The 12,337-nt window shown below is 62.9% G+C and carries 9 protein-coding genes, 1 rRNA gene and 1 pseudogene; 9 read left to right on the top strand and 2 right to left on the bottom strand.

The window, feature by feature from the left end:
- Positions 1–286 precede the first annotated feature (286 nt).
- The 6 genes and pseudogenes from JANGC3_RS29770 (at position 287) to JANGC3_RS32930 (ending at position 3,116) form a co-directional block, all read left to right on the top strand.
- Entirely contained in the window at positions 287–1,327 is a 1,041-nt protein-coding gene (locus JANGC3_RS29770; protein ID WP_327076217.1) for a LacI family DNA-binding transcriptional regulator, read from the top strand.
- Between the two features lies 1 nt (position 1,328).
- Positions 1,329–1,781 (top strand): transporter substrate-binding domain-containing protein, encoded by a 453-nt coding sequence (locus JANGC3_RS29775; RefSeq protein ID WP_017878470.1) that lies wholly within the window; start codon positions 1,329–1,331, stop codon positions 1,779–1,781.
- Positions 1,778–2,521: pseudogene (locus JANGC3_RS31830) on the top strand (sugar kinase). The gene JANGC3_RS29775 and the pseudogene JANGC3_RS31830 overlap by 4 nt, the downstream one beginning before the upstream one ends.
- Positions 2,522–2,578: 57 nt before the next feature.
- On the top strand, positions 2,579–2,797 hold the full coding sequence (locus tag JANGC3_RS0121080; protein WP_017878473.1) for a hypothetical protein: 219 nt from the start codon (positions 2,579–2,581) through the stop codon (positions 2,795–2,797).
- Positions 2,746–2,952: a hypothetical protein gene (locus JANGC3_RS32925; protein ID WP_442905269.1), complete on the top strand. Its 207-nt coding sequence runs from the start codon at positions 2,746–2,748 to the stop codon at positions 2,950–2,952. The genes JANGC3_RS0121080 and JANGC3_RS32925 overlap by 52 nt, the downstream gene beginning before the upstream one ends.
- Complete coding sequence (locus JANGC3_RS32930; protein WP_017878475.1) at positions 2,949–3,116, top strand: hypothetical protein; 168 nt, start codon at positions 2,949–2,951, stop codon at positions 3,114–3,116. The genes JANGC3_RS32925 and JANGC3_RS32930 overlap by 4 nt, the downstream gene beginning before the upstream one ends.
- 10 nt (positions 3,117–3,126) lie before the next feature.
- Here the strand turns inward: JANGC3_RS32930 and JANGC3_RS0121095 are convergent, their stop codons facing one another.
- Entirely contained in the window at positions 3,127–5,241 is a 2,115-nt protein-coding gene (locus tag JANGC3_RS0121095; RefSeq protein WP_026133288.1) for a TonB-dependent receptor family protein, read from the bottom strand.
- Positions 5,242–5,788: 547 nt separating this feature from the next.
- Here JANGC3_RS0121095 and adh point away from each other — a divergent pair.
- Positions 5,789–7,309 (top strand): aldehyde dehydrogenase, encoded by a 1,521-nt coding sequence (gene adh, locus JANGC3_RS0121100; protein WP_017878477.1) that lies wholly within the window; start codon positions 5,789–5,791, stop codon positions 7,307–7,309.
- 51 nt (positions 7,310–7,360) lie between these two features.
- Positions 7,361–7,750 (top strand): DUF779 domain-containing protein, encoded by a 390-nt coding sequence (locus tag JANGC3_RS0121105; protein ID WP_017878478.1) that lies wholly within the window; start codon positions 7,361–7,363, stop codon positions 7,748–7,750.
- Positions 7,751–8,012: 262 nt separating this feature from the next.
- Here the strand turns inward: JANGC3_RS0121105 and JANGC3_RS0121110 are convergent, their stop codons facing one another.
- Positions 8,013–9,917 carry a sigma-54-dependent Fis family transcriptional regulator gene (locus JANGC3_RS0121110; RefSeq protein WP_157406795.1) on the bottom strand — a complete coding sequence of 635 codons (1,905 nt, stop codon included), beginning with the start codon at positions 9,915–9,917 and terminating at the stop codon, positions 8,013–8,015.
- 761 nt (positions 9,918–10,678) lie between these two features.
- On the opposite strand from JANGC3_RS0121110, the gene JANGC3_RS0121115 reads away from it, so the two are divergent.
- Positions 10,679–12,211, top strand: a 16S ribosomal RNA gene (locus JANGC3_RS0121115).
- Positions 12,212–12,337: the final 126 nt, after the last annotated feature.

The raw sequence follows: 12,337 nt of genomic DNA on the forward strand, positions 1-12,337 counted from the left end.
AGTGCTGCAACCAGTGTGAAAGTAGGTTATCGTCAGGCTTGTTATATTAAAAAAGCCCCGCAGAGATGTGGGGCTTTTTTTCGTCCGCGTTTTTGTGGGCTTGTCAACCCAGGACAATCCCTCGGGCCTGACCCTAGCCCCTGCCTTTAGTTTGCCTTTGCCCACGTTTTCGTGTTCTCAGCGCTACAATCTATCAAATCGCTTGCGCCGGTCTCATTTGGATGCTTTTTTTGGTACCGGTTCCAAAAATCTAGCTTGGGCCAAGACAAAGCAGCGAGGGGCGATTTTGAATCAAGCAAACGGCAGCAAAAAACATCGTCTGGCGAACACGGACCTCCCGCTACCATCGCCCAGGTTGCGCGCGAGGCAGGCGGGTCGAAGACCAGGTGGCGAACTCGACGCGCTGTCCGACAATATCCGCGAGCGTATCGAAAGCACTATCGCCCGTCTGGGATATCAGCCGAACCAGATGGCCCGCGGTCTCAAGCGCGGCCGTACTCGCCTGATCGGCATGGTCGTCGCGGACATTCTGAATCCCTATTCCGTCGCGGTGCTGCGCGGCGTCGAGGCGGCATGCCAGCAGCATGGTTACACCTTGATTTTGTGTAACACGGGAAACGACGAACAGCGCGAGAAACAGTCGCTGGCCGCGCTGCGCTCGTATAGCGTCGAAGGTCTGATCGTGAATACCCAGGGACGCAATATCAAGTCCCTTGAATTGCAGCACGCCGTCATACCGATCGTGCTGATCGACCGCCGCATTGAAGGTTTGGATTTCGACCTGGTCGGGCTGGATAATGTCCAGGCGGGCAGGCTGGCCACCGCGCATTTGATCGCGCAGGGTTACGATGCCGTCGCGTTTGTCGCGCCGCCTTTGACCGGCGTCAGTTCGCGCGCGATGCGCGCCGAGGGTTTCCTCGCTGCGATAGCGGAACACGATGCCTGCCACGGCGAAGTGCTGGAAGTGGATCTGGACGAGCAGTCCGCCGTCGATGCCAGGGTGCGCCAGTTTATTATGCAATGGCCGGGGCGCCGGGTGGCATTGCTGGCGTCGAACGGCATGGTGCCCCTGGAACTCGCGCTAATGTTGCAACGCCTCGATTTGCGCATGCCCGATGACGTCGGCCTGCTTGGTTTCGACGAGTTGCCCTGGTCGCCGCTGGCCGGCTTGAGCACGATCGAGCAGCAGACCTACGAGATCGGATTCTCCGCGATGACCTGCATGTTGGCGCGTTTGCTGGGCGACGACAGCCCGCCGCGCGAGGTGCTACTGCCCGGAAAACTCATCGTGCGCGGCTCCACCGATGCCGGAACAATACGCAAGTAGCATGAGACTGAATAAACATTCGTACTCGAAAGTCCTGGTGTTCGCGCTGGCGGCAAGTTTCGCCATGAGCGCTGCGGCGCCATCCGGCACCCAGTCCCCCGGTGAGCTGATCAAGAAGGGCAAGTTGACCGTCGGCGTGGTCAGCGGCACGCCGCCTTTCGGCAGTATCGACGCCAAGGGCGTGCCGGTCGGCTACGACGTCGATGTTGCCAACCTGATCGGCAAGTACATCAACCTGCCGGTCGAGCTGGTGCCGCTGACCGCGCCGGCCCGCGTGCCGTCGCTGGAATCGTGCAAGGTCGACTTCCGGGCGGCAACGCGGGTGCCGGCGTCGGAACGGGCCGTGTTCGCCCACTTCCCGCCGGGCGTGCAGTGCGCCATTGAATTCCCGCTGTCGGGCGCCGCGCTGGTGGCCGAGACGGGCCGCTATATCCAGATGCTGGCGGCGGCATGACAATCATCAAGGAAATTTTACAGATGCGCGCACTTGACGTTGTAACGTATGGGGAGGCAATGGCGATGTTCGTTGCCGACGAGACCGGCGACCTGGCGGCGGTGTCGCATTTCACGCGCCGCCTGGCCGGCGCCGAAACCAATGTCGCCATCGGCCTGGCGCGGCTGGGCCTGCGCGTCGGTTGGCTCAGCCGGGTTGGCGCCGAGTCCTTCGGCCGCTTCATCCGCGCCCGGGTGGAAGCGGAGGGCATCGATTGCAGCCGCGTCGCCATCGTTGGCGGCCAGGCCAGCGGCTTCCTGCTCAAGTCCAAGGCCGAGAACGGCGCCGATCCGCTGGTCGAGTATTTTCGCAAGGGTTCCGCCGCCAGCAGGCTGGCCCCGGCCGATTTCGATCCCGAGTATTTCCTGGCGGCGCGCCACCTGCACGCCAGCGGCGTCGCCGCCGCGCTACCTTGAGCAAGGTGTGCAGCTCGTTGTCGTCAAGCTGGGTCCCGACGGCGCCTATTTCCGCGACGCCGACGGCGCCAGCGGCGTGGTGCCGGGCGTGCGCGTCGACAAGGTGGTTGACGCGGTCGGCGCCGGCGACGGCTTCGCCGCCGGCCTGGTCAGCGCCCTGTTGATGGGGCTGCCGCTGGAGCGGGCGGTCGAGCGCGGCAACCGCATCGGCGCGCTGGCGGTCCAGCCGGCGACATGGAAGGCTTGCCGACGCGCGCCCAGCTCGCCGCCGCCGGCCGATCTTGAACAGGCGGGGGAAACCGTGAAAAATCCATCGTTGTATATAAGACGCTGCCCGAGTTCTTGCTGGCGCGCCTGCGCGGCGAGTTCGAGGTCAGCTATTTCGAGGGCATCGAGGCCGCCAACCGCGACACCTTCGTCGCCGCCATCCGCGGCGCCCACGGCCTACTGGGCGCCAGCGTACGGCTGAGCGCCGATATGCTGGAGATCGCTATCGGCTGCGCTTCCTGCTGGACGCGGAGCCGCGCCACGGCAGCGCCTGCGCCACCAGCGGCGGCATGACCGTCGACGGGGTGGAGGAGGGGCTGATGGCGGTCGTCGAGTTCGACAACGGCACGCTGGTCCAGGTACGCGACACCTACAACGCGCCGCATTCGCTGTCTGGCATTGAAATCATCGGCAGCAAGGGCAGCATATCTTCGCCAGCGGCGTGTTGATCCAGCGCGCAGTCGGCAGCGTGCGCCTGAACAACAACGACGGCGGTGTCGACATCGCCGTCGAGCACGAAAATCTGTACCTGCGCTCGGTGCCGGCGTCCCAGCGCGCCATGCGCGGCGAGGGGCGGCCTGCCCCAGCGGCGAGGACGGTTTGCGCGCGCTAACTTCATAGCCTCAGAAGGCGTATTGCGCGCTGGCGCCCAGCAGCCAGTTGCGTCCGGGCGCCCCCTCGTAATAGCGTTTGTTGTTGTCGCCGACGATGAGCGAGCCGACATATTTGCGGTCCGCCAGGTTGTTCACGCGGACAAACTCCTTGAAGCCCCAGTTGGCCCAGCTTTGCCTGGCGTTCAGACGCAGGTTCAGCAAGGCATATCCGGGCGCGGCCTTTTCGACGTTGCTGTCCTCGGCGTAGGCCTTGCCGCTGGCCAGCGTTTCCAGCGCCGCGCCGTAGCGCCCCCCCGCCGCGGTCCACGCCACTTCGCCGTACAGGTTGGCGTTCGGCACGCCGGGCAGGCGGCTGCCGGCCGCCACGTTGGCGAAGGCCTGGTCGTAGACCGCGCGCAGGCCGGTCAGCGCCAGGCGTGTGCCCAGGCCGTGGCCCCAGGCCGAGTCGAGCGACACTTCCACGCCCTGGCGCAGGGTCTCGCCGGCGTTGCGGTAGCTGGTGCGGCCGCCGGCGGCGGCGTCGACCACCAGCTCGTCGCTGGTGCGCACCTCGAACACCGCGGCGTTGACGCGGGTGTGGCCGCCCAGCAGCGCCTTGGCGCCCACTTCCAGGTGCTTGCCGGTGGCCGCCTGCAAATGGAAGTTGAAGCCGCCGCCGGCGCCGGAGTAGAACAGTTCGTTCAGCGTCGGCGTTTCAAAGCCGCGCGCGGCGCTGGCGTACAGGTTCAGCGCCGGCGTCACCTTGTACAGCACGCCCAGCACCGGCGTCGTGTGGCTGAAGCTGAGCGATCCGCTGTCGTTGCCATTGCCCAGGAAGCGGTCTTGCACGTCGACGTCGGTCTTGTTGTGGCGCAGGCCGGCGCTGAGCAGCCAGGCGCCCGCCTGCCACTCGGTTTGCACATAGGGATCGACGTTGCTAACGATGTCGCGCTCGTCGCGGCGCAGTTTGCCCTTGACGCCGAACCGGCTGCCGATGAAGTTCTCGAAGCCCTGGCGATCGTCGCCGGAGCGGCCGTATTCCAGCCCGACGGTGGTACTGAGCTTGCCTCCGGCCAGTGGCCGCACGCTCTGCCATTGCAGGTCGGCGCCGTAAAAGTCGCGCTTGAAATCGACCACGCCGCCGGAATGGCTGGCCGGCGCCTGGAAGGCTTTCGAGAACGCCTGGTATTGCGTGACGCGGCGGTTGCCGCCGTACACCGACAGGCGCAGGCGCTCGTCGCCGAAGCGCCGCTCGTAGCTGGCGCCCAGTTGCTGGTGCTCGATGTTCTTGCGGGTGTCGTAGCGTTCGGCGAAGCTGCGCTTGGGTGTTTGCGGATCGTTGGGATCGATTTCGCCGGCGCGCGGGTCGCGCTGCAGCGTGCTCCACAGCACGCCCAGCGGATCTTGCGTGCCGTCCTGGCGCAGGCCGCTGGCGACGACGGTCAGCTTGCTGTCGGCGCCGGGCGCCAGCGTCAGCTTGGCGAAGCGTTGCTCGCGCGTGGCGGCGCTGTGCTTGCGGTAGCCGGCGGTGCGGAACTGCGAGCCGTCGAGCACGTAGCCGAGCGCGCCGGCCTGGCCCTGCGCGTTCAGGTCGGTCTTGCGGGCGCCGTCGCTGCCGCCGACCACGCCCAGTTCCAGCGTCGGCGCGCCCTGGCCGTCCTTGGTGAACATCTGTATCACGCCGCCGGAGTGGTTGCCGTACAGCGCGGAGAAGGGGCCGCGCAGCACTTCGATGCGCTCGGCCATGTCGAGGTTGAAGGTGGCGGCCTGGCCCTGGCCGTCCGGCATCGAGGCGGGGATGCCGTCGCTGATCAGACGCACGCCGCGCACGCCGAAGGCCGAGCGGGCGCCGAAGCCGCGCGAGGAAATCTGCAAGTCCTGCGCGTAGTTCTGGCGGTTCTGCGCCACCAGCCCGGGCACGGCGGCCAGCGCCTCGGAGGCGTTGACGCGGATCTGGCCGTCGTGGATGCGGGCGCCGTCGAGTACATCGACCGAAGCCGGCAGCTCGAAGGCGCTGTGTTCGACGCGGCTGCCGCTGACGACGACGACGTCGAGCGGCGGCGCAGTATCGGCCGCGGCGTAGGCGGCCGGCGCCAAGGTGGTGAACAGGCTGGCAATGGCGTTCAAGCGAAATCGGTGCTGCATGGCGTGGTCTCCTGATGGGGGTTAGTTTGCTTGCCGCAAGTCTCACCTGCTTCTGCGCAATATGCCTGTCAGTGGTCGAAGGAGCCATCTTACGGCAGGCGGGATCGACACCGCCACCGATAAGGTGGTGCGGCAGATCGCCGCCGGCCCGCGCCCGCGCGGCATCGGCTTCGCCCCAGGCGGCAGCCGCGCCTACGTCGCCTGCGAGCCGGTCAACACGGGCTACGTAATCGACATGGCCAGCCGCGCGCAAGGTGGCCGACATCAAGGTCGGCGAATTACCGTGACGAGTCTTGGTTCTCTGAAACACTGCGCCGCGCCGCCTGTTCACATTTGGAACAGGTGTGCCAGCGTAGAGCGCCCCGGCCGATGCCGGCGGCGGCCCCCGCCAGACTACCATTGCGCCGTTACGCCCGTGGAAACGGCGCAATCGGCGCTGCGCTTGAGGCGCGATAACAAGCTGGCACGGTGCTTGCGAAATGATGGGTGGGCAACACACAAACCGTTCCCCGGAACGACACCACAACCAGACCAGATAGAGGACGACATGAATCTCGCGGACATCAGCAAACTCGGCGTTGCCAATCCCTTCAAAGCGCGCTACGACAACTTTATCGGCGGCAAGTTCGTTCCACCGGTCAACGGCGCCTACTTCGGCAACGTCACGCCGATCACCGGCCAGGTGTTTTGCGAAATCGCCCGCTCCAGCGCCGAGGACGTCGAGCTGGCGCTGGACGCCGCCCACGCCGCCAAGGACGCCTGGGGCAAGACCTCGCCGGCCGAGCGCGCCAACATCCTCAACAAGATCGCCGACCGCATCGAGCAAAACCTGGCGCTGATCGCCACCGCCGAAACCATCGACAACGGCAAGCCGATCCGCGAGACGATGAACGCCGACATTCCGCTGGCGATCGACCACTTCCGCTATTTCGCCGGTTGCATCCGCGCCCAGGAAGGCTCGGTCGCGCAAATCGATTCGGAAACCTACGCCTACCACTTCCACGAGCCGCTGGGCGTGGTCGGCCAGATCATCCCGTGGAACTTCCCGATCCTGATGGCGGTGTGGAAGCTGGCGCCGGCCCTGGCCGCCGGCAACTGCGTGGTGCTGAAACCGGCCGAGCAGACCCCGGCCTCGATCATGGTCTTGATCGAACTGATCGGCGACCTGCTGCCGCCGGGCGTGCTCAACATCGTCAACGGCTTTGGCCTGGAGGCGGGCAAGCCGCTCGCGTCGAGCAAGCGCATCGCCAAGATCGCCTTCACCGGCGAAACCGGCACCGGCCGCCTGATCATGCAATACGCCGCGCAAAACCTGATTCCGGTGACGCTGGAACTGGGCGGGAAGTCGCCCAACATTTTCTTCGCCGACGTGATGGACGCCGACGACGACTTCTTCGACAAGTGCCTGGAAGGCTTCGCCATGTTCGCGCTGAACCAGGGCGAGGTGTGCACCTGCCCGTCGCGCGTGCTGATCCAGGAATCGATCTACGAGGCCTTCATCGAGCGCGCGCTGCAACGCGTCGCCGCGATCAAACAGGGCAACCCGCTCGACTCGGCGACGATGATCGGAGCCCAGGCATCACAGGAGCAATTGGAAAAAATCTTGTCGTACATGGACATCGGCAAACAGGAGGGCGCCACGCTGTTGGCGGGCGGCGCCCGCAACGCGCTGGCCGGCGACCTTGAGGGCGGCTACTACGTCAGCCCGACCGTGTTCAAGGGCAACAACAAGATGCGCATCTTCCAGGAGGAGATCTTCGGGCCGGTGGTGTCGGTGACCACCTTCAAGGACGAGGCCGAGGCGCTGGAAATCGCCAACGACACCTTGTACGGCCTCGGCGCCGGCCTGTGGACGCGCGACGGCTCGCGCGCCTTCCGCGTCGGCCGCGGCATCCAGGCCGGCCGCGTCTGGACCAATTGCTACCACCTGTACCCGGCCCACGCCGCGTTCGGCGGCTACAAGCAGTCCGGCATCGGCCGCGAAAACCACAAGATGATGCTGGACCACTACCAGCAGACCAAAAACCTGCTGGTCAGCTACAGCCCGAAAGCGCTCGGCTTCTTTTAAGGTGCATGCCCGCGGCGGCGGCGCCGCCGCGGGCTTTTCGAGAGGTGTCCCATGAAGCACACAATTTCCCGCGTCGTCGCGACCGAGGCGGCGCTGGCGATGCTCGACCAACTGCGCCAGCGCCACGGCGCGCTGATGTTCTTCCAGTCCGGCGGTTGCTGCGACGGCAGTTCGCCGATGTGTTATCCCGCCGGCGAGTTCAACGTCAGCGATACCGACGTCTATCTGGGCAGTCTGGACGGGACGCCGTTTTACATGGGTGTGGAGCAATACGCATACTGGGAGCATACCCAGTTGATCATCGATGTGGTGGACGGAAACGGCGGCATGTTCTCGCTCGACAACGGAACCGGGAAGCGCTTCCTGACCCGTTCGCGTCTGTTCAGCGACGACGAGTGCCGCTTGCTGCAGTCCGAGCCGCCGCCACACGGCGAAAAATAACCCCACAATCGACGGGATAGAGTGGACAAAAAAATCTTCGTATCGCTGCTGGCCATGGCGGCGCTGCGCGCCGCCGACGGCAACGTTAGCAACGCCGTGCCAATGACGACCTGGGCAGCCTGCGCCTGCTGGGCGGTGTCGGCGAGCCGATCAATACGGAAGCCTGGATGTGCTACTACCACAACATCGGCCGCGAGAAATGCGCCTTGCCGCTCGCCGGGTTTTCCGGCAGTGGCGTGAGGGGGAAATCGCGTGGCATCGACTACTTCACATGCGGCACCTTCCGATAAATCGTATTGCGCGACACCCCCAGCGCCCGCGCCGTCGCCGACACATTGCCGCCATTCGCCGCCAGCGACTTCAAAATCACCGATTGCTCCATCGCCTCTAGGTTGGCGCCCGAGGCCACCAGTTGGTCGGTGCTGACGCCGGCACCCGCCACCTGCGTCTGCTCGATATCGTCGAGGAAATCATCGGGCATGTGGCGCAGGCAAATCTCTTGCTCGTCGCCGGCCATGACGATGGCCGTGCGCAGCAGATTGGTCAGCTGACGGAAGTTGCCGGGCCATTTGTGCTGGTGGAACAACTGCAAAATCTCCGGGGACAGCGCGTAGTGCGCGTCGGGCGCTTCGATCGCCAGGATCTTCTTGACGACGGTGTCCAGATCGCTGCGGTCGCGCAGCGGCGGCAGCTTCACCACCAGGCCGTTGAGGCGGTAGTACAAATCCTCGCGAAACAGGCCCTTGGCCATGCGCTCGCGCAAATTGTGATTGGTGGCGCAAATGAGTTCGACGTTGACGGTGATCGACTTGGCGCTACCCAGCGGCGTGACCATGCGCTCCTGCAACACGCGCAGCAGGCGCGCCTGCAGGCCGAAGGGCATGTCGCCGATCTCGTCGAGGAACAGCGTGCCGCCGTTGGCCTGCAAGATCTTGCCGAGCGCGCCCTTCTTGCGCGCGCCGGTAAAGGCGCCGTCCTCGTAGCCGAACAGCTCCGACTCGATTAGCGTCTCCGGGATCGACGCGCAGTTGACCGCGATGAACGGTCCGGCCGTGCGCGGCGAGTCGTTGTGGATGGCCTGGGCCAGCAGCTCCTTGCCGGTGCCGGTCTCGCCCATGATCAGGATGGGGATGTCGCGGCCCAGCACCTTGGTGACCTTGTCGATCACCAGTTCCAGTTGCGGGTCGCCGGTGCGCAGGTAGCGCAGGCCGGACAGGCGCCGCGCGGCGCTGGCGGCGTGGCTGGACGGCGCCGCCGCATGCGCGGTGGCGGGCGCGGCCGGGCTGACCTCGGGCTTGCTGGAAAACGCATGCTGGAAGGCGCTGTTGCCCAGGCGCAGAGTGGCCTTGCCGTAGACGCGCACGCCGCTGTGCATGCACAGGTTCAGCAGGCCGGGCGCGGCGGTGCGGTAGTGGTCGTACAGCGCCGAGACCGGCAGGCCGACCAGCGAGCTGAAGGTGTGCGATTGCAGCGCGGCGAACGACAGGCCGAGCTGGAACAGGCCGGTCTTGTTGGCCGACAGGAAGCGCCCGCCGGGGCTGAAGGCGGCAATGCCTTCCATCAGCGTGCCGATGAACTCGGGGCGGGCGTGGAAGTGCAGCGTGATCGCGTCCTCGAAGTTGGCGGCGAATAACTGGTTTTCAATCATCAGCGCCGACATGCGCACCAGTGCCATCGTGTGCTTGTGGAAACTGCGCTGGTCGCCGGAAACGTCGAGCACGCCGATAACGTTGCCGCGGTGGTCGGTAATTGGCGCCGCCGAGCAGGTCAGAAAATGGTTGGCCGCGAGATAGTGCTGATCCGCATGCACCAGCGTCGGCGCCTTTTCGGCGATGGCGGTGCCGATCGCGTTGGTGCCCTTGCTTTCCTCCGACCACGCCACGCCCGGCTGCAGCGCGACCCGGTTGGCCTTTTCGAGGAAATCGTCGTCGCCCAGCGAATGCACGATGACGCCGTTGGCATCGGTCAGGATCACCATATTGTGGGTGTTGACGATTTGCTGGTACAGCGTCTCCATGGCCGGCACCGCGTGGGTGTGCAGCATGCGGTTTTGCTCGATTAGCAGCGACAATTCGGACTTGGCGACCGGGCCGAAGTCGGGCGCGGCGGTGGCGCGCAGACCGTAGGCAATGGAACGCTGATGCGAGGTCTCTATGATAACGGGCATATTATCTTCCCATTCCGACGTCGTTGAGCGCGCCTGCGGCGTGGCGGCGCCAAACTCCATCGCACCGACGGAAGAGGGCGCCGAAGCTGTTGATTGATACATGTTCTCGGTTCCTCCGTTGGGGCCTGGATCGCGGCGCTCTGATCGTTGCGAGAGTGTTCCATAATGTAGCACCTGTACCGTATATGAGCAAAAGAATACGCCCTGAAGTGTGCCCATGCGCTGCGGGAATCGACGTTCTGCATGGGTTCTTCATCTGTGCTGCCGAACATGTCGAATTGGACCGTCGGGACGGCGGGCCTGACATACCATTAGTAAGCAAACATGGTGCCAACGATTACTTCCGAAAAATCCTTGCAGGGATGTTGCGCCTTTGCTATAGTTCGCCTCCCCGCTGAAACAGTAGCGAAATCAAGTAGTTGCAGCGCAACGGGGAGCGCCGGAAACGGCGTTGCAGGAAAATCAGGGGGTTGACGAAACTAGCGAAACGCTGCATACTCTTCCTTCTATGCTGATGACAAACAAAACGCTTTGTCAGCAAGCCGCAGGCAGTACCGAACAAGTTCTTTAACAATTAACAGTCGATAAATGTGGGCATTTGATGAAGGTGCCGGCGGACTTCGGTCCGCCGCATACTTAAATTATCAAATGCTCACGAAGAAGAAATATAGGATGTTTCGCAAGAAACAGCCTGTCAGTATTTTGAGTGAGCGACCGGGGCAATAAAATGCCTCTGACAGCAATGTCATTAAACAGAGATTAAACTGAAGAGTTTGATCCTGGCTCAGATTGAACGCTGGCGGCATGCCTTACACATGCAAGTCGAACGGCAGCACGGAGCTTGCTCTGGTGGCGAGTGGCGAACGGGNGAGTAATATATCGGAACGTACCCTAGAGTGGGGGATAACGTAGCGAAAGTTACGCTAATACCGCATACGATCNAAGGATGAAAGTGGGGGANTCGCAAGANCCTCATGCTCGTGGAGCGGCCGATATCTGATTAGCTAGTTGGTAGGGTAAAAGCCTACCAAGGCATCGATCAGTAGCTGGTCTGAGAGGACGACCAGCCACACTGGAACTGAGACACGGTCCAGACTCCTACGGGAGGCAGCAGTGGGGAATTTTGGACAATGGGCGAAAGCCTGATCCAGCAATGCCGCGTGAGTGAAGAAGGCCTTCGGGTTGTAAAGCTCTTTTGTCAGGGAAGAAACGGTGGTTTCTAATACAGATCACTAATGACGGTACCTGAAGAATAAGCACCGGCTAACTACGTGCCAGCAGCCGCGGTAATACGTAGGGTGCAAGCGTTAATCGGAATTACTGGGCGTAAAGCGTGCGCAGGCGGTTTTGTAAGTCTGTCGTGAAATCCCCGGGCTCAACCTGGGAATTGCGATGGAGACTGCAAGGCTAGAGTTTGGCAGAGGGGGGTAGAATTCCACGTGTAGCAGTGAAATGCGTAGATATGTGGAGGAACACCGATGGCGAAGGCAGCCCCCTGGGTCAAGACTGACGCTCATGCACGAAAGCGTGGGGAGCAAACAGGATTAGATACCCTGGTAGTCCACGCCCTAAACGATGTCTACTAGTTGTCGGGTTTTAATTAACTTGGTAACGCAGCTAACGCGTGAAGTAGACCGCCTGGGGAGTACGGTCGCAAGATTAAAACTCAAAGGAATTGACGGGGACCCGCACAAGCGGTGGATGATGTGGATTAATTCGATGCAACGCGAAAAACCTTACCTACCCTTGACATGGCTGGAACCCTTGAGAGATCAGGGGGTGCCCGAAAGGGAACCAGTACACAGGTGCTGCATGGCTGTCGTCAGCTCGTGTCGTGAGATGTTGGGTTAAGTCCCGCAACGAGCGCAACCCTTGTCATTAGTTGCTACGAAAGGGCACTCTAATGAGACTGCCGGTGACAAACCGGAGGAAGGTGGGGATGACGTCAAGTCCTCATGGCCCTTATGGGTAGGGCTTCACACGTCATACAATGGTACATACAGAGCGCCGCCAACCCGCGAGGGGGAGCTAATCGCAGAAAGTGTATCGTAGTCCGGATTGTAGTCTGCAACTCGACTGCATGAAGTTGGAATCGCTAGTAATCGCGGATCAGCATGTCGCGGTGAATACGTTCCCGGGTCTTGTACACACCGCCCGTCACACCATGGGAGCGGGTTTTACCAGAAGTAGGTAGCTTAACCGCAAGGAGGGCGCTTACCACGGTAGGATTCGTGACTGGGGTGAAGTCGTAACAAGGTAGCCGTATCGGAAGGTGCGGCTGGATCACCTCCTTTCTAGAGTAGCACCGGGCTGAGAACGCCCAATCATTGAGTGTCCACATTTATCGGCTGTTGAAATTGAAGAAGCAGCTTGCAAAGCTCAAACGTAAGTCGCCGCGACACGCGCCGGATTTAGGTTTG

Source organism: Janthinobacterium sp. CG3, assembly GCF_000344615.1.
In the GTDB taxonomy this organism is placed as follows: Bacteria; Pseudomonadota; Gammaproteobacteria; order Burkholderiales; family Burkholderiaceae_D; genus Janthinobacterium.

Coding starts and splice junctions, on each gene's coding strand:
- JANGC3_RS29775 (WP_017878470.1), top strand. CDS start 1,329: ATGAGACTGAATAAACATTCGTACTCGAAAGTCCTGGTGTTCGCGCTG.
- JANGC3_RS0121095 (WP_026133288.1), bottom strand. CDS start 5,241: ATGCAGCACCGATTTCGCTTGAACGCCATTGCCAGCCTGTTCACCACC.
- adh (WP_017878477.1), top strand. CDS start 5,789: ATGAATCTCGCGGACATCAGCAAACTCGGCGTTGCCAATCCCTTCAAA.
- JANGC3_RS0121105 (WP_017878478.1), top strand. CDS start 7,361: ATGAAGCACACAATTTCCCGCGTCGTCGCGACCGAGGCGGCGCTGGCG.
- JANGC3_RS0121110 (WP_157406795.1), bottom strand. CDS start 9,917: ATGCCCGTTATCATAGAGACCTCGCATCAGCGTTCCATTGCCTACGGT.